Origin of the sequence: Arenicella xantha (assembly GCF_003315245.1) — a bacterium.
Taxonomy (GTDB): domain Bacteria; phylum Pseudomonadota; class Gammaproteobacteria; order Arenicellales; family Arenicellaceae; genus Arenicella; species Arenicella xantha.
Genome location: NZ_QNRT01000003.1, coordinates 201,956 through 219,361 on the forward strand (window position 1 = coordinate 201,956; position 17,406 = coordinate 219,361).

Below are 17,406 nucleotides of genomic sequence, written 5' to 3' on the forward strand. Positions count from 1 at the left end.
TGGCTATTTGCGTGGCAGTGACGCCGCGGTGCTGGTGAAACGATTGTCAGGCAAGAAGTGAACCGTTCGAGTGATAACTAAGACGTCGGTCTTGCGAAAAAAATCCTCATCTGGAAATACTGCAAACGGCGACGCATCACGCATGATGCGCTTGGCCGTTTCATTTAAGATTTTATGTTTAGAGGGCTCATTGATGTCTATGTCGCGTATTGTCCCGTTCGCGTTAATCTCAACCGTGATAATTAAACTGCCGTGAATTGCATTCGCTTTGATCTGTACTGGATAATTTGCGTTGCCAACAGCCGTAACCCGTTTCTTCCAGGCGTCGAGATATTCAGCGGCACCGTGTGCTTTGGTGAGCGGCGACAGAAACTCTTTCTTGGGCCTCTCGTTATACTCTTTTTGCGCCTGAGCTAGTTTTGCGACCAATCGCTCACGTTCAAGTTGCCGAGCATTAATAGTGAATTTGTCCGGCCCAACGACCGCCTCACTGGATTCCAGTTTAGTTTTTTCGGGGTTAAGGCGTTGCACCACCAATTCGCCGTCTTGCGCGGTAATGTATTGATCTGGTGTCAGGCTTGAGCTGGCTTCTTGATTAGCGGTCTTCTGGACTGACTGGATTTTCGATGGGTTGACGGCTTTCCATGGCAACGGCGATTCGGCTGCTTGGTCATCATCGCCGCCACCTTCGTTGTCGGTGCTTGACACCACGTTGGCGTCTTCGACTGGGCGGTTATTTGACGAATTAAGCAGCACCACGTCTAACGTGTTGTCGGTGCTGGCACGCGACCCTATTTCGGGTAGTTTAAAACTAATGCCGAGAATAACGACAGCGTGCAACAGTGCCGAAAAAAAAGCGGTAACACTGAGTAAATCAGTCTGTGAACTACTTGAGTAATTACTCATGTCTAGCCAATCTTTGCCTGGATCGCCTGCAGTAGATCAAGCGCGATGTTGGTGTCGTATTGTGCGTTAATTTCTTTGATGCAGGTTGGGCTAGTAACGTTGATCTCAGTCAATCGGTCGCCGATGACATCTAGGCCAGCAAACAAAATATTTCGCTTAATTAGCTCTGGCCCCACGGTGTTAGCTATATGTAGATCGCTATCACTTAACTTCAGTGCCACGCCTGAGCCACCTGCAGCAAGATTGCCGCGAGTCTCGCCTTTGGCGGGAATGCGCGCCAAGCCGTAGGGTATGGGCTTGCCGGCAACCATTAAGATGCGCTTATCACCTTCGCTTATCTCTGGAATGAAACGTTGCGCCATGGCGTAGCGAGTGCCATGTTGGGTCAAGGTCTCGATAATTACACTGATATTGGGTGAACCCAGTTGCACACGAAAAATCGATGCGCCGCCCATGCCATCAAGGGGTTTTAAAATAATATCTTTGTGTTCGGCTAAAAATGCTCTGAAGTCTTGATCGTTGCGGGTTATCAAGGTGTCCGGACATAAATCCGGAAACCACGCGCAGTAGGCTTTCTCATTGCAGTCGCGCAAGGCGCTAGGAGAGTTAACGACTAATGCGCCTTGTTCTTCTGCAAGCTCTAAAATATAGGTCGAGTACACGAACTCCATATCGAATGGAGGGTCTTTGCGCATCAGGATTGCATCAAGGCTACCTAATTCGATGGTCTCTTGCTGGCCTAGTTCGAACCAGTGATCGGCATCCTGAAAGGCAGTGAGGGCGCGGGCTTGGCCCAGAGCTCGACCATTTAGGATGGATAGATCACGCATTTCAAAATAGACGACTTGCCAGCCAAGTTGCTGGGCTTGCCAAATCATTTCGAAGGTACTGTCTTTCTTTATATTGATGGATTCAATTGGGTCCATCACAACGCCTATTTTCATGCCTTGTAAATTCTCGAGTAGGTAGGATGTGTCATCACGGCTTGGGCGCCTATGTTACCGCGAAAAGTTGCGAAAGTAACTGTGCGAGTGAGGTGTTAATATTGATGAAGGCCGAGAGCACGCAATCAGACCCAGATAAACAAGTTGTGCAAGTGCTGTACACTTTAGTTTTGGTGCTGTTGCACACAACTTTAATCGTTTACTTTGATGATATGACCAGACCGCAATTAGATATTCCCAAATCCTTCATCGCGTTGGCAATCATGGTGGCAATGGCATGTGTCGTGGCGCCGAGTCATGCTGATCCATTGCAAACGAATATAGCGCCTGAGGTAGCAAGTAAGGTTCTTGAAAAATACCAAGGCAAAGAGTTTAAAGACTTTCGTGAATTTGTTTTTGAAGTGTATTTGAGCGGAAAAGTTCTATTTACTCGTCATGAGCATCACACATTAGGTGATTATGTAGCGCATCGTCAGTTGAGCTCGAAGCAGCAAGCGTTAATTGCTCGGATGCTCGGTCTTTACACGCGAATAAAGTATCAAGATGAGGCGCTTGATTTGCTTGCTCGATTGGTCTCAATTGAAACAGCTCGAACCGACGATGTGGCGCAGCATGACAACTCAGCTTTTGTTGAAATGGAGCAAGTGCTGGCTGATGTTGCTACTGACTTTGGCCTCGATTATCGAAATATTGATGGGCGCGTGTATGAAGTAACTGTGCCTGGTAATGAGCGCGGGAAGTTGATTGGGCTGCATGCGCATGCCGATGTTGTGCCGGCCAATCCGCAAGAATGGGGTTTGGACGATGGTACCGAATTGTCTCCGTTTACTGCGCAATTAATCGCTGGCCGAGTGTACGGAAGAGGGACTCAAGACGATAAAAACGGGATCGTTGCCGTATTGTTCGCGATGCGAGTTATTCAACAAGAAAATATTAAATTGTTTAACACTATGCGCCTAATCGTAGATACCACGGAGGAAACTACATCTACCGCAGTGCCGTATTATCTGGAGCGGAACCCTACGCCTGACTACAATATTGCGCTTGATGGTGACTATCCGGTGATTATTGCGGAAAAGGGCTTCGGGGTGGTTAAGGCCGTGTTTCCAGTCCGGCCTGCTGAAGGGCTCGGTGGTGAACTTGTGTCGCTGACCGGTGGTCTGGCATACAACCAAATTCCGGCTGTTTCACGCGCGGTTATCGAAGCGCCGGGTGCGCCGGCATTGAGCGACCAAGTTCAGCAGCTTGCCGAGCAGTTTATTGCATCTTATGGTAATGATTTTTCGATTGAAGTTGCAGCAAATGCCGACCGCTTGGAGCTGGAAGTTCGAGGCGTGTCAGCGCATTCTTCTGCACCGGAGAGTGGTGTTAACCCCGTGTCGCGAATGCTGTTGTTTGTGCACCTGCTGAACGGCGCCGAACTCTTGAAGCAGAACCATATTACCGATGCGGCGCGGTACGCTCAGGATAATTGGGGGTTGGATTTTTACGGAAAGAGCATGGGTATTGATTTTTCTGATGATTTTATGGGGCCTCTTACCGCGGCGTTTACTAAAGTTGAGCTCAGTAACCAGCACTTAGAAGTCGCGGTCAACCTTCGTATTCCCGTTGGGAAACCGTTGCCGGTCTTAGAGCAGCAAGTAAGGGCTGCGCTGGGGGCGTGGCAGAAAACAACCGGTACCGCTATGCAGCTCGAGTATTTGTCGAAGGCTCCGATGTATCGCAACCCTGATGGCGCTTGGGTCAATACTTTATTGGACGTGGCGAGTGAAAATCTTGAGTTGGCGAGAGAGTTTGGTTCCTCCGCCGGCGGAACGTCGGTGCATGACCTACCCAACGGTGTCCAGTTTGGTCTTGCGATGCCCAATGAAAAATACACTGGCCACAATGCCAACGAATTTAAATCGCTCAAGCAATTCCAGCTTGATTTGCAAATTGTGGTCGAGATGATGGTTCGTTTAGGTCAGCAGCAACAGCTAGACTGATCGGGTATCGAGCGAGTTCAAAGAATCACATAGCACAACGCGCTAATGATGAATGCAAATAGAATATTTAACACCAAGCCTTCACGCAGCATTTGCCGCACGCTGATCTGTTCTGTTGCGTAAGCGATGGCGTTAGGAGCGGTTGCGACCGGCAACATAAATGCACAAGATGCCGATATGGTGGCCGGTATCATTAATAACTCTGGGGCCATGCCAGTGCTGGCGGCGGTGGCAGCTAAAATCGGTAGCACTAATGTGGTGGTGGCTAGATTTGAATTGATTTCGGTGAAAAAAGTGATGCCCAAGCAGATCATCAGCATTACCACGTAAATGGGGAGCGCGCCAACCACGCCACTCATTTGTGCGCCGATAAGGTCGGCAAGGCCACTCTCAAAAAAAGCTTTAGCGATGGTGATTCCGGCGCCAAACATAAGTAAGATACTCCACGGAATCGAGCGAGCAGTCGGCCAGTCTAGCAAACCGCCGCCACGCTCAGAGCGGACCACGAACATTAATGCGGCACCTAACAAGGCCACGGTAGAATCCCCAATGCCGCTGGCGTCTAATAGCCCGGTCCAACCACCAAAGGGCTGAGAGCGAAATATCCATAGAAAGACGATTAACGCAAAAACCCAAACCACGCGTTTTTCATCGTTGCTCCACGGTGTGGCGTTGGGAAGCGTGACTGAGCATTCCCCGCTCACATTGCGAGTTAGCCATAGCCAAGTTACTGGTAGTAGTACAAGTACCACCGGTACGCCTATTTTCATCCAGTCGAGAAAGCCAAATTCGCGTCCGATGACTTCAACGAATACACCGGCGAAAATCACGTTTGGCGGGGTTCCCACCAGAGTGGCAATGCCTCCAATTGAGCACGTATACGCGATAGCAATAATCAACGGGGCGGTCAGTTTGGGCTGGTTTACTTGTTTTAAGCATGCGAGCGCAATGGGCATTAGCATTAAGCAAGTTGCAGTATTGCTGACCCACATTGACAGCAACGCTCCTGACAACATAAACGCGGCAACCAAGCGTTTTGCGCTATTCGGGCCGACGCGCCGCAAGATCAATACGGCAAAGCGCTGATGAGCGCCCGTGCGTTCTAGTGCTTTTGCCATCATGAAGCCGCCAAGCATTAACATAATGATATGTGAGCCAAGTCCAGATGCGGCGGTTTTATGGTCGAGTACGCCCATCAGCGGGAATAAGGTGAATGGCAATAGCGAGGTGGCTGGAATTGGTAATGCCTCGGTAGCCCACCACCAAGCGGTCAGTAGCGTGATCGCAGCGGTCGCGCAGGCCGAGTGGTTCAGCCCATTGCTGAGCAGAATGGTGTATAAGCTCAGCGCCATAATTGGCCCCAGTAGTAGATGGCTTCGTAGGTTTAACATTGTATGCATGGAAGAGATTGTCTGGAGTGGATGACTATTGTGCAATTTTTGCTATTATACCCGCTCAATTTTGCGACCATAGAAAGCCATAGTATGTCGAATATGATTACACGAACAGTTGTCACCGCCTTATTTGCCTGTTTACTCGCTAGCTGTGGTGGGAAAAAAGTAGCGGAGTCCGAGATTGCTCCAGTCGCGGATATTACGCGCCCTCCAATTATGACAAAGCAGGCACCTAAAAACTCCGCAGAACCAGTCGATCCGAACGAGACGATCTCTTATGAAGAGTGGCTTAAACGCCAAGATGAAGAGAACAATAATCCTTAGTTTTAGGCATTCGACACGAGCTGCCGGTCATTATTTAAAGCCTGCGGCCAGCTTACCTGTAGTTAAAGCCGGAGTTCTCCGGCTTTTTTTGTGTCGCTCATAAGGTGGTGTGCTGGTGTATTGATATGGCTGGCTGTGCATTGGTGCGCCTTCAGGGGATTTCCACCATTGTCATAATTCTGTAACCGTGCCTAGTGAGAATACCCTCGTCTTAAGTAATTAGGCACGATAGAAGTAGGTCGGAGGTTTGTGGCGGAACTTTCCACGCCATCCAGGCCGCTTCATTCCCAATAATTAGAGGTTTGAGTTAAATGAAAATTAAATTGATCGCGGCTCTGGTAGCTGCAACTACGATGGCGTCAACTACCGCCAATGCAGAAGTCGAAGTGTCTACCAAAGGCGGCTTGAAAGTCACTAGTGGTGACTATAAGTTCGAGGCAGGCGGCCGAATCATGTATGACTACAACCGGTCTGAGTTGAACGGTGAAGTTGATGAAAACGATCTAGACCTACGTCGCGGACGCATTTTTGTAAAAGGTAATGTGTCTAAGAATTGGGCGTTCAAGTCACAATTTAATATCGACGGCAGTGGTATCGAAGATGCTTACTTGCGTTACACAGGTTGGGGTAAAGGCGCGACGGTTACTATTGGTAACCAAAAAATGCCTTTCGGCCTAGAAGAGCTAACGTCATCGAAGGACATCAGTGTATTAGAGCGTTCTGCGATTACTGAACGTTATGCGGTTGGCCGTGCAGAAGGTGTACAGCTGTCTGGTAAAGGTGGCAAATCAACTTACGGCATTGGTGTCTTTACCGATGATGAAACAGATGCTGACATCGGTTTTGCTGCACGTTACACGTTTGCGCCGCTTAAGACTGACAGTTCAGTATTTCACTTAGGCATTGCGTACAAAGACATTAACGAAGATTCAGCACTCGGTTTCGAAGCTGCCTACGCTACCGGACCATTTCACATTCAAGCCGAGATTATTGATGGCGAAGAAGGTGACGCCGATGATTTGAGTGGTTACTACGTTCAGGCTGGGTATATTTTTACTGGCGAGTCTCGCCCGTATAAAGACGGTGTGTTCAAGCGCGTAGAGCCAAAGGGCAAGGCTGGGGCATGGGAAATGGTCGCTCGCTACGAAGACGGCGATGGCAATCACTCCGATATTGAACTTGGTTCAGATGACGCGTCGGCCTACACCTTGGGCGTGAACTACTACGCACATAAGAACGTTAAAATCGGTGTTAATTACACTGATGGCGAAAGTAATACCTCGAGCGACGATGGTAGTGAGTTTCGTGTGCGCTTTCAGTTGACGTTCTAACGTTGACTTAGAAAACCTAAAGAGAGCCGGTCCATGTGGCCGGCTTTTTTTGTGGCTGGGCGAGTAGAATTTGCTTGGTATGTGCTGCTGAAGCAGCAGTAGAGGCTTTCGCTGCTGGCATAAGTACTAACAGAAACCCAAGATATTTGAGTTACCCGCTTTGCTCGGTGGGCACAAATCAGTACACTACGCAGCTTAATTTTTAGCCAATAATACTCTCATGATTTCGACCGCAAATATCACCATGCAATTCGGCGATAAGCCATTGTTTGAAGACATCTCTGTTACATTTGGTGACGGAAACCGCTATGGCCTAATTGGCGCGAATGGCAGTGGTAAATCAACCTTCATGAAAATATTAGACGGTTCTCTCGAGCCGACTAATGGCAATGTCTCTATCACGCCTAATGAGCGCATCGGCAAATTGAGTCAGGACCAATTTGCCTATGAAGAATTTACTGTGGTGGACACTGTTATTATGGGTTACCCCGAGCTGTGGGAGGTTAAACAAGAGCGAGACCGCATTTACAGTTTGCCCGAAATGAGTGAGGAAGAGGGAATTAAGGTGGCTGAGCTGGAAATGGAATTTGCCGAAATGGATGGCTATACCGCTGAAGCCCGAGCTGGTGAGTTGCTGATGGGCGCAGGGATTCCGATTGAGCAGCACTTTGGCTTGATGAGTAAGGTGGCGCCAGGCTGGAAGTTGCGGGTATTGCTTGCTCAAGCATTGTTTTCTGATCCGGATATTTTATTTCTCGATGAGCCGACCAATAACCTAGACATTCACACTATCCGCTGGTTGGAAAAAGTACTGCAAGAACGCAGTAGTACGATGATTATTATTTCGCATGACCGACATTTTCTGAATTCGGTTTGCACGCATATGGCGGACTTGGATTATGGTGATATCAAGTTATTTCCAGGCAACTACGATGAATACATGACGGCCGCTGAGATGGCCCGTGAGCGTATGTATTCAGAGAACGCGAAGAAAAAAGCACAGATTGCTGAGCTGCAAACGTTCGTGAGTCGATTCTCGGCCAATGCTTCAAAAGCTAAGCAAGCTACGTCAAGACAAAAGCAGTTGGATAAAATCAAGTTAGATGAAATTAAGCCTTCTAGCCGAGTAAATCCATTCATTCGTTTCAAGCAAGACAAGAAGCTGTTCCGCAACGCGCTCGAGGTTGAGCAATTGACAATGGTCTATGACGAACCATTGTTTGAGAATCTGACGTTCAATGTCGAAGTCGGTGATCGAATTGCCGTTATTGGTCAAAATGGTGCGGGTAAGACGACCTTATTGAAAAATTTGCTTGGTGAAACACCGCCAAAGTCGGGTGTTGTGAAGTGGTCAGAAAATATTGAAATTGGTTACTATGCGCAAGACCATGCTGATGATTTTGATTCTGACATGAAGGTGTACGAATGGATGTACCAATGGCGCAAAAACGGTGAAGACGAGCAGTTTGTGCGTGGGGTCTTAGGTCAGATGTTATTTTCCAAAGACGATATTAAGAAGCCGGTTAAGGTGTTGTCTGGTGGTGAAAAAGGGCGAATGCTGTTTGGCAAAATCATGATGCAGCGGCCGAATGTCATCATTATGGACGAACCTACCAACCACCTTGATATGGAGTCGATCGAGTCCTTAAATCTGGCTCTGGATAATTATGATGGTACATTGATTTTTGTGAGCCATGACCGAGAGTTTGTTAGTAGTTTGGCGAATCAAATCTTTGAGCTTGAAGATGGCAAAATCGAGCAGTTTGTTGGTAGCTACGATGATTTTCTGGCTCGCAAGGATGCGCAAGCAACCTAGCATATGCAGGCTTGTTAATGAAAGCGTTTGAAATTGGCACTAAGCACACAATAGTGTTCTATTTGCATGGTTTGAGAGGCCATGCATTTGCGCAAAAGGCTGCGCTCGAACATATGGTTAAAAATCTTGGTGTGAGCGTGATTTCTTTGGAGTTGCCGGGGCATGGTGAAGATTCGATTGAAGAGCACTGCATGGTGCCTTCCTATGAAAAACTAGTGCAAATGATTGTCGATGAGATTTCTCGTCAGGCGAAAAAAGCTGAGCAAGTAATTCTTATGGGGTACTCGTTCGGTGGTGCGCTAATGACCTTGGTAGCTAAGCAGCTCAATGACAATAAGCAGTTTGCACCGGAGGTAGCTGGTTTGATCGGGATTAGTGCGGCTTATTCGGTGGGGCATAATGTGCCGCGTTGGCAACTTTGGTTGGCGCGAATTATTGCGCCAGTTTCGCGGTTCTTGTACTACAAACTTCCGCACTACAGTCACATGCTCACGATTCGTGAAATGGATGTCTCGTTGATATCGCCCCAAGCATCAGTGCAGGAAGCAATTAATAATGACGAATTGGTTTACAAAGGTCGAATTCCCTTGAACACCTCAGCGCAAGTGTACCGAAGTAGTATCGTTGCCCGTTCGGTATTAAATAAGCTGTCAATTCCAGTGTTGTTGCTGCATTCACGAGATGATGCTATTGCCTTGCCGCCGCGAGCGACGAGCTTGGGTGGGAATGTGGACTTGAAGTTGTTCAAAAATTTGCGGCACAACTGTATTGATGGTCTAGCTCGAGAATCGGTGATAGCGCGACGAACGATTACTAAATTCATTGTCGGTAAGTTGTAATAGCTTTAATCTGCCGCTAGCCAGTCGATTAAGGCGTCGGTAGCGGGTCCCTTATTGATGTGAGCGTGCACGGCGACCGCGTCACTCGAGATGGGTTGGCATTCACACTGCGCCACATCCAGCGAGTGATGCTCCAAAATATCAAAGCTAACGATGTCACGAAAAGGTATGTTCACTTCTATCCGCATTCCTGCAAATGGCGGAGGGTCCATCAGTGCTGCGGCTACCTCGGTAGAAAACATCTCTTCATGCCTGACTTCGCAACCGTAACCGGCGTTAAAGCCGAGTGGAAAGTCGAAGCTTTCGAGGCGTTCAATAAATGCCATTAACTTGTCCTTGCTGCACTCGGGGAAAACCACTAGTTGGTCTGAAAAGGTGCTGCCTGAGCCGGAGCAGCACTGAATTGCTGTGTCATTGACAGGTAGCTGTGTGCGAATAAACATATCGTGATCATGCAGTGCTATGGGGAATTCGAGTCCGGCGCGAACCATTTGTCCGAGCCCTAAATATTTAGCAAACATGGCGTAAGGTTTAGAAAATTTGGTGGGAACCTGAAGCTGGATAGCGCTCGGATAATCGATGTTGGTTAAGATGATTTGATGGCCGCCAAACCGCGTTTTAGTATAGTGCTGAAGATCAAAATATCGCCTTAACGCATCACGTCGGTCGCTCGCCATGTCATCGGGTGCCCAATAGCTAACTACATAATTCATTCATTAGTGCCTGTTTTTATAGATGTTGCCAGGTTTTAAGTTATTGAGTATTACGCTAGATGATGCTCTGCACAAGCTGAGTGACGATATGGTGTGATTGTTTTTGAGGCCTTAGCTGGGGCGGCGTTGGATGTTACGAGGCAAAATTCACTGACCTTCGAGGCGTCTGATGTTAATCTCGTTAACCACGTTAAAGACAATCCTTAAATAAAATGAATGCTGCCGATATTCGTTGTGCTAACGACCTTGCGCTCTATGAAAAATTAATCACAGCTAAAGATGTGGTTCGTGTTAATGAGCAGATAGCGCGACACGAAGCAGAAGGACCCACCGGAATTCGTCGTAATTTGCTTTCTAGCGCCGTACGATTGACTCCGAGTATGGCGCCAGAAATTGCACAAATGGCCGATGAGTGTATTGAGAAGTTGGGGGTTGTCTTGCCGCTCGAGATGTTTGTCTACTCGAGCCCACAGTTCAATGCGGCCTGTTTTAAGCCGGAAGACGAGCGCTTATATGTGATGTTTTCCTCCAGTTTGCTCGAAGGGTTCAGTCAGTCAGAGCTAAAGTTCGTGATGGGCCATGAGTTAGGCCATCATGTCTATAATCATCATGCGATTCCTATCGGGTACCTGTTGCGAGGTGATGCTCGACCTGATCCTCAGTTAGCGTTGGAGCTATTTGCTTGGTCTCGTTATGCCGAGTTGTCTGCTGACCGCGCCGGAGCGCATTGCGCGCAAGATATGGACTCAGTGGCGAGCGCTTTGTTTAAATTGTCGTCAGGTCTGACCTCAAAAGTTGTTGAGTTTAGTTTGGACGATTTTGTGTCTCAAGCGGATGATATGGTGTTGGTCGATCAAGAGCCTGGGAAAGGGGCTCCGAAGTCAGATTGGTTCTCGACGCATCCCTTTAGTCCTTTGCGGGTTAAAGCGTTAAAGCTATTTGAAGGGTCTGAGCTATATGGCGGAAAGGATTCGCGAGAATCTCTAGAGGTCGGTGTGCAAGCGATTTTGAGTCTAATGGAGCCGAGTTATCTTGAGGCTAAGACTGACACTGCTGAGTCTATGCGGCGCTTGTTGTTTGCCGGCCTGATTGCAGTAGCGGATGCTAAAGACGATATTTCGGCGGAAGAGCTTGGTGTGTTCGAGCGCTTTTTTGGAAAATACGCGTTCTCTGATAAGTTGGATTTAGAGAAAACTAAGGCCACGTTAGAGCGACGCAGCAAGGAAGTCAAAACACGAGCGACCGAGACGCAGGCGATGCAAGTGTTGCATGATCTTTGTTTGATGGCGAAAGCTAACGGTGGTGTTGAGCCGGAAGAGCGTCTGGTGTTGGAGCAAGTTGCGAAGGTGTTAACCATTCCTAGTGCGTTTATTTGTCAAACTATTGAGCAGGCTAGCGACCTCGATTAGAGGCTTTGTCGGTTGTATAGATTAAAAATGTATATGTAAATACGTTTTTAGTATTTTTTCTTATATGTAATCAACCCTATACTTTATTTATTGATAACACTATGGCGCCGCAATTTTTGCGACAGGTAGTAAACCATGAGCATAGAGCTGGTTAGAGCATTGAAGGAAAATAAATCAGAACAAGAAACTGTTTTTCACAATGGTGCCGATTTGATTGGGCTTAATAAGCGGTTCCAAGACAGTAGGCCGAGTGAAATAATGCGTTTCACAATTGAAAATGCCGAGAATCCGGTCATTTTCACAAATTTTCGTCCGCTTGCTGTGGCCTTTTTGCATCTGGTGACCCAGCCGAAAAAGGATATTCCGGTGATCTGGGTAGATCATGGGTTCAATACTCCCGAAACGTACCGACATATTGAGCGTGTAGTTGAACGACTTGAGTTAAATCTACAGGTCTATTCCCCACGCATGTCGGCGGCGCATTACACTGCTGTTTATGGTCAAATTCCTCCGTTAGATACCCCTGAGCATGATCGTTTTTCTGAGATAGTAAAGCTAGAACCATTTAATCGTGCAATGAGCGAGTTGAAGCCGGATGTTTGGTTGAATGGGATTCGTCACGATCAGAATGCTCATCGCAAGAGTTTGAATGTTTTTACCTCGGGCAGTCATGGCACGGTTCGTGTCGCGCCGATGTTTCATTTGAGTGAGCTGGATGTCGAAGAGTATATTTATGATCGAGACTTGCCAGATAATCATGACTATTTTGATCCAACTAAAGGCGAAGAGCACCGAGAGTGCGGGTTGTTGCTGCAAAAATAAGCATTATTGATCGTTAAATATTAGCGTCGACGATAAATTACTCTTTGCTGCCATTGGGGGCAGGGTTTGGTAATATTGGCGCTATGCTAGATAATGATCAATTACTACACCTCCTAAACCGGCACTCGAGCAGCGGTGTGTCCGGTGCGATGCTGGGCGAAGTGCTGGGTGTATCTCGTGTTACGGTGCAAAAGCGAATTCAGGCCCTGGTCGACAACGGATTGCCGATTAAAGCCGTGCCTGGCGTGGGTTATATGCTGCCAGAAGGCGTTTCCATTCTGAATGAGCAAGATTTGCGAGCAAATCTTAATGTTGCTCAAGTCTCTGATATCTCCGTGCTGCAAAACGTGGGGTCGACCAATAGCTACCTATTAGGTCGGGCAATTCATCAGTCGCTAGGGTCGCTTTGTGTTACTGAATCTCAGGCTGCCGGTCGAGGTAGGCGCGGAAATGATTGGCAGTCTAAACCTTATCGAAATGTCATGATGTCACTCAGCTGGGGGTTCTCGCGTTGGCCTGAAACTATTACCGGCTTAGGGTTGGCTGTGGCATTGGTGGTTTGCGAGCATTTGCGCGAGCAGTTTGAGGTTGATGTTCATATAAAGTGGCCTAATGATTTATTGGTGAATGATCGTAAATTAGCGGGTGTGTTGATTGACGTGGCTGGCGAGGCGTCGAGTGCTTGCAATGTTGTGATTGGTTTGGGTTTAAATGTTCATCAGCCAGATTGGTCGACTGATGGCGCTTATGAGTGGCAAGATTTAGCAGGCCTTGGTGTTCAATGCGACCGCAATGTGTTGATTGCTGGATTGACCGATAAATTGGTGTCAATGTTGCAGGATTTTGAGCGCGATGGGTTTTCTCCGTTGATGCGGCGTTGGCATGCGCTGAGTACTTTTTCGGAGAGGCGCATTAAGGTGATTGGGGGTGACGGCATAAACGAGGGTGTAATGGCTGGCGTCGATTCCATGGGGGCTTTGTTGTTGAGAGGTGATGATGAGCAAATTCATCGTTTTACCGACAGTAATGTGAGTGTTCGCTTGGTATGAGATTATTCATTGATATTGGTAATACTCGTACTAAATGGCTTTTAATGGATGGCGATTTGCCGGTTCGGCGCGGTGCGATAGATAACTCTCAGGTAGATCAAATTGATCTGGGTTGTGGCAAAGCGGTTAGTCGTGCGTGGGCGTCTTGTGTGGCTCAAGAAGAGATATTTCAGCGATTGGCGAGTATCGTGGAGGCTGATTGTGGTGTGCGTTTAAATCGGGCTGCTGTTGAGTCGAGTGTGAATCACATGGTGAACGCATATTTAGCCTTAGATCGCTTAGGAGTGGATCGGTGGTTGGCCGCCCTAGGCGCGCGAGACTTGATTGCAGCGGGCGACCTGGTTGTGATTGATGCGGGTACGGCAGTGACTGTTGACTTGGTGTCGGCCAAGCACTGCTTCGAAGGCGGAGTTATTCTGCCTGGTGCTCGTATGATGCACGATGCATTGGTTGGGCGTACCGTTGGAATTATTTCTGAACGTAGCGAGGTGGATTCAGTCGTTGGTCGAACGACGCAAGAATGTGTTAATGCTGGCGCGCTATATGGGTTGGCTGGCGCGATCGAGCGGATTGTGCTCGAAATGCAAAAACGCTTGCTGCATACTGATAAGCTATCAGTCTTGTTGTGTGGTGGTGATGCTGAGCGCCTAGCTGCTGTGTTGCCTGATCATTACCGTGTTGAGTTGGATTTGGTTTTTTATGGCTTGCAGGTGATTGATCGAGCTAAGAGTTGATTGGGTTGGTGGATGAGAGAGTGTTGATGGTAGTCGAGTTGATTGAAGCGAGTTACAGTATGAGGATGGGGTCTAAATGAGATTTGTAGCATATGGTGTTGCGATATTGCTTTTGTCAAATGTCGCTATTTTTTTGTGGCCGGACCGTTCTGTTTCAGCGCCTCACGTGTTTTCTGAAAAAGAAGACGTTAATCCTCATTTCGTTCGATTGAATAAAGAAATTGAAGCGAAGTTTTTTAGTCAGGTTGCGATCGAGCCGGAACAATCTCCCTCGTCTGGCGGTTTGCAAATCTCGGCTATTTCAAAATCGGGACAAGCGTGCTACCGACTTGGGCCGTTTATGCACAAGGAGAACTACGAATTAGCGCAGGCGGTGTTACTAAATGCCAATTTAGAGTACCGCAAGTCGAAGCGGGTGAGTAAGTCCTCCGATGTGTATCGAGTTTTTCTTGGGCCTTTTGAAAGTCAGTCTCTCGTTGCGGATGCGCGCTTGGATCTGAAGCGGAAAAATGTGCTCGATCACTTTGTGCGCAAGCAAGGGGATGGTACGTATATAATTTCTCTTGGAATTTACAGTACGCTTGAGTCTGCCGAAATGGCCGTTAGTTTGTTTGATGGGACATTGACCGATGTGCAGAAGCAAAGTGAGACAGTCGTGTTGCCAGACAGCTATTGGCTGCATTTCTCTATGTCTGATCAAGAATCGGCGCGCTTGCAGTTGGGTGCAATGGATTGGGGTGAGCAGTCGGCAAAAATGGGCTTATACCCATGTAATGGGTAAGTTTTGGCGTGTTGTAAAATGCTAAAAATTTAATTCCACGTAAATTATTGTTTTTTTTTACGAGAACCGTTGTATTTAAGATAAACACGCCCTAAAATGCGCGACCTGAACGAGGTTATGCCTGCATAGCTCAGTAGGTAGAGCAACTGACTTGTAATCAGTAGGTCGTTGGTTCGATTCCGACTGCAGGCTCCATTTTCGTTTCTTTGTCATTAATTGTTTGATTGATGGCATAGGCGCGCAAATGGCGTGACTTTAGATTTGATTGGCGTGTTAGTTTTAATTCGCATCGATCAATCTAGTGTCGTTCAGATATTAATGTATGGTGGGGTGGCCGAGTGGTTAAAGGCGACGGACTGTAAATCCGTTCTCTCTGAGTACGCTGGTTCGAATCCAGCCCCCACCACCATTTTATTAGTCTTGATTTCGTCAGTGTGCGAGTAGCGTGCGGGTGTAGTTCAACGGTAGAACCTTAGCCTTCCAAGCTAATGGTGTGGGTTCGATTCCCATCACCCGCTCCAATCGTATGTCTGCATTTTATTTGGGTGGGCCTGGTTTAGGTTTGCCGCGAGGTTAGACCCTCTGATGTGGCGTCGCCATTGTTTGGTTGATGCGCTGTATTGCCCACGTAGCTCAGGGGTAGAGCACTCCCTTGGTAAGGGAGAGGCCATCGGTTCAATTCCGATCGTGGGCACCATTGAGGATGACTGTAATAAGGTTTTTGGCCGTAGATGCGAGTGTGTCTGCGGCATTGATTATTTAGCGGAATGCGTTTGTCATTAGTTTGTCATATGTATCTGCGATAAAGCGCGATTATCCATTGGGTAAGCCGCAAAATGATTACCGGCTAGTCCCGGTATCGTGTTTAGTTGGTAATTGTTTAACGAAAGAGTGAATAGATAGGTTAATACTATGTCTAAGGAAAAATTTGAAAGAACCAAACCGCACGTTAACGTCGGCACGATTGGTCACGTAGACCACGGCAAGACCACGTTGACGGCAGCGATCACAAAGTGTTTGTCAGAAGCATACGGTGGTACAGCGGTCGATTTCGCAAACATCGACAACGCTCCAGAAGAGCGTGAGCGCGGCATCACTATCTCGACAGCGCACGTAGAGTATGAGACGGAAAACCGTCACTATGCTCACGTAGACTGCCCGGGTCACGCGGACTATGTAAAGAACATGATTACTGGTGCAGCCCAAATGGATGGCGCTATTCTTGTTTGTTCAGCCGCTGATGGTCCAATGCCACAAACGCGTGAGCACATTTTGTTGGCACGTCAAGTTGGCGTTCCGTACATTGTTGTGTTCTTGAACAAAGCAGACATGGTTGACGACGAAGAGTTGTTGGAATTGGTTGAGATGGAAGTTCGTGAACTTCTTGATTCATACGAATTCCCAGGCGATGACACGCCAATCGTGATCGGTTCAGCATTGAAGGCGTTGGAAGGTGAAGCGCAGTACGTTGAGAAAATCATCGAGCTAGGCAAAGTATTGGATGAGTACATCCCTGAGCCAGAGCGCGCGATTGACGGTGCTTTCATTATGCCAGTAGAAGATGTGTTCTCGATCTCAGGTCGTGGAACGGTTGCGACGGGTCGTATTGAGCGTGGCATCATCAAGGTTGGTGAAGAAATTGAAATCGTTGGTATTCGCGATACTTCTAAGACAACGGTTACGGGTGTTGAGATGTTCCGTAAGTTGTTAGACGAAGGTCGTGCTGGCGATAACGTAGGTATCTTGTTGCGTGGAACTAAGCGTGAAGATATCGAGCGTGGTCAAGTATTGGCAAAGCCAGGTTCAATCAACCCACACACAAAGTTCGAAGCTGAAGTTTATGTGTTGAGTAAAGAAGAAGGCGGACGTCACACTCCATTCTTCAAAGGCTACCGTCCACAGTTCTACTTCCGTACAACTGACGTAACGGGTGCTTGTGAATTGCCAGATGGTGTTGAGATGGTTATGCCAGGCGACAACATCAAGATGCAAGTTGAGTTGATTGCTCCAATCGCGATGGAAGAAGGTCTTCGTTTTGCGATTCGTGAAGGTGGCCGTACTGTTGGTGCGGGCGTTGTAGCGAAGATTACTGACTAAGACAGTTTTGTCCGAGGTTGTTGATACTGAACCTGGCTGAATTCGTCATTTTGTTTATTGGTTAACGCTGGTAGGTGAGTGATTTAAGTTAGCAAGGTTTGGTATCGGCGCTAATGGTTCGGGCAAAATCTTAGGCGCGCTTGTTCTAGTGTTTTGATCTGTTTGATTGAATTGCTAGTTTAAAATGCTTACGCCGAGTAAGTGTTTAGATAATTGGGTGTGCAGGGCTAGATAATCTCGGTGTGCTAATGTATATTAGCGC

15 protein-coding genes and 4 tRNA genes are annotated in these 17,406 nt (G+C 47.7%); 15 read left to right on the forward strand and 4 right to left on the reverse strand.

Features of this window, described 5'->3' with window-relative positions:
* Nucleotides 1-3: 3 nt before the first annotated feature.
* Together DFR28_RS12825 and gshB are read right to left on the reverse strand one after the other, a co-directional pair.
* Nucleotides 4-906: an energy transducer TonB gene (locus DFR28_RS12825; protein WP_113954767.1), complete on the reverse strand. Its 903-nt coding sequence runs from the start codon at nt 904-906 to the stop codon at nt 4-6.
* Between the two features lie 2 nt (nt 907-908).
* Complete coding sequence (gene gshB, locus DFR28_RS12830; RefSeq protein WP_113954768.1) at nt 909-1,850, reverse strand: glutathione synthase; 942 nt, start codon at nt 1,848-1,850, stop codon at nt 909-911.
* A 104-nt stretch (nt 1,851-1,954) separates the two neighbouring features.
* On the opposite strand from gshB, the gene DFR28_RS12835 reads away from it, so the two are divergent.
* Nucleotides 1,955-3,835: a dipeptidase gene (locus tag DFR28_RS12835; RefSeq protein ID WP_211316992.1), complete on the forward strand. Its 1,881-nt coding sequence runs from the start codon at nt 1,955-1,957 to the stop codon at nt 3,833-3,835.
* A gap of 17 nt (nt 3,836-3,852) precedes the next feature.
* On the opposite strand, the gene DFR28_RS12840 is transcribed toward DFR28_RS12835, so the two are convergent.
* Complete coding sequence (locus DFR28_RS12840; RefSeq protein WP_113954938.1) at nt 3,853-5,226, reverse strand: SLC13 family permease; 1,374 nt, start codon at nt 5,224-5,226, stop codon at nt 3,853-3,855.
* 102 nt (nt 5,227-5,328) lie between these two features.
* Here DFR28_RS12840 and DFR28_RS12845 point away from each other — a divergent pair, with 102 nt between their 5' ends.
* The 4 genes from DFR28_RS12845 to DFR28_RS12860 all read left to right on the forward strand — a co-directional run bounded on the left by DFR28_RS12845 (nt 5,329) and on the right by DFR28_RS12860 (nt 9,539).
* Nucleotides 5,329-5,553, forward strand: a complete 225-nt coding sequence (locus DFR28_RS12845; RefSeq protein ID WP_147251019.1) for a hypothetical protein — start codon at nt 5,329-5,331, stop codon at nt 5,551-5,553.
* A gap of 311 nt (nt 5,554-5,864) precedes the next feature.
* Nucleotides 5,865-6,884: an OprO/OprP family phosphate-selective porin gene (locus DFR28_RS12850; RefSeq protein ID WP_113954770.1), complete on the forward strand. Its 1,020-nt coding sequence runs from the start codon at nt 5,865-5,867 to the stop codon at nt 6,882-6,884.
* Between the two features lie 220 nt (nt 6,885-7,104).
* The gene (locus tag DFR28_RS12855) at nt 7,105-8,700 is read left to right on the forward strand and encodes an ABC-F family ATPase (RefSeq protein WP_113954771.1); all 1,596 of its coding nucleotides are present in this window, start codon (nt 7,105-7,107) and stop codon (nt 8,698-8,700) included.
* A 17-nt stretch (nt 8,701-8,717) separates the two neighbouring features.
* Complete coding sequence (locus DFR28_RS12860; RefSeq protein ID WP_113954772.1) at nt 8,718-9,539, forward strand: alpha/beta fold hydrolase; 822 nt, start codon at nt 8,718-8,720, stop codon at nt 9,537-9,539.
* Nucleotides 9,540-9,544: 5 nt separating this feature from the next.
* Here DFR28_RS12860 and DFR28_RS12865 read toward each other — a convergent pair whose 3' ends face one another.
* Nucleotides 9,545-10,252, reverse strand: a complete 708-nt coding sequence (locus DFR28_RS12865; protein WP_113954773.1) for a hypothetical protein — start codon at nt 10,250-10,252, stop codon at nt 9,545-9,547.
* Nucleotides 10,253-10,464: 212 nt separating this feature from the next.
* Between DFR28_RS12865 and DFR28_RS12870 the strand changes: the two genes are divergently transcribed.
* From DFR28_RS12870 to tuf, 10 genes are all read left to right on the forward strand, one after another.
* Nucleotides 10,465-11,661, forward strand: a complete 1,197-nt coding sequence (locus DFR28_RS12870) for a M48 family metallopeptidase (RefSeq protein WP_113954774.1) — start codon at nt 10,465-10,467, stop codon at nt 11,659-11,661.
* A gap of 135 nt (nt 11,662-11,796) precedes the next feature.
* Nucleotides 11,797-12,483: a phosphoadenosine phosphosulfate reductase domain-containing protein gene (locus DFR28_RS12875; RefSeq protein WP_113954775.1), complete on the forward strand. Its 687-nt coding sequence runs from the start codon at nt 11,797-11,799 to the stop codon at nt 12,481-12,483.
* Nucleotides 12,484-12,566: 83 nt separating this feature from the next.
* A complete protein-coding gene (locus tag DFR28_RS12880; protein ID WP_147251020.1) occupies nt 12,567-13,532 on the forward strand; it encodes a biotin--[acetyl-CoA-carboxylase] ligase in 966 nt (321 codons plus the stop codon).
* Entirely contained in the window at nt 13,529-14,266 is a 738-nt protein-coding gene (locus DFR28_RS12885; protein WP_113954777.1) for a type III pantothenate kinase, read from the forward strand. Before DFR28_RS12880 ends, DFR28_RS12885 begins: the two co-directional genes overlap by 4 nt.
* Nucleotides 14,267-14,342: 76 nt before the next feature.
* A complete protein-coding gene (locus DFR28_RS12890; RefSeq protein ID WP_113954778.1) occupies nt 14,343-15,047 on the forward strand; it encodes an SPOR domain-containing protein in 705 nt (234 codons plus the stop codon).
* Between the two features lie 119 nt (nt 15,048-15,166).
* Nucleotides 15,167-15,242 (forward strand) — tRNA-Thr (locus DFR28_RS12895).
* A 129-nt stretch (nt 15,243-15,371) separates the two neighbouring features.
* Nucleotides 15,372-15,456: transfer RNA gene (locus DFR28_RS12900), tRNA-Tyr, on the forward strand.
* A 38-nt stretch (nt 15,457-15,494) separates the two neighbouring features.
* Nucleotides 15,495-15,568 (forward strand) — tRNA-Gly (locus DFR28_RS12905).
* A gap of 101 nt (nt 15,569-15,669) precedes the next feature.
* A tRNA-Thr gene (locus tag DFR28_RS12910) sits at nt 15,670-15,744 on the forward strand.
* 215 nt (nt 15,745-15,959) lie between these two features.
* Nucleotides 15,960-17,144 (forward strand): elongation factor Tu, encoded by a 1,185-nt coding sequence (gene tuf, locus DFR28_RS12915; RefSeq protein WP_113954779.1) that lies wholly within the window; start codon nt 15,960-15,962, stop codon nt 17,142-17,144.
* Nucleotides 17,145-17,406 lie beyond the last annotated feature (262 nt).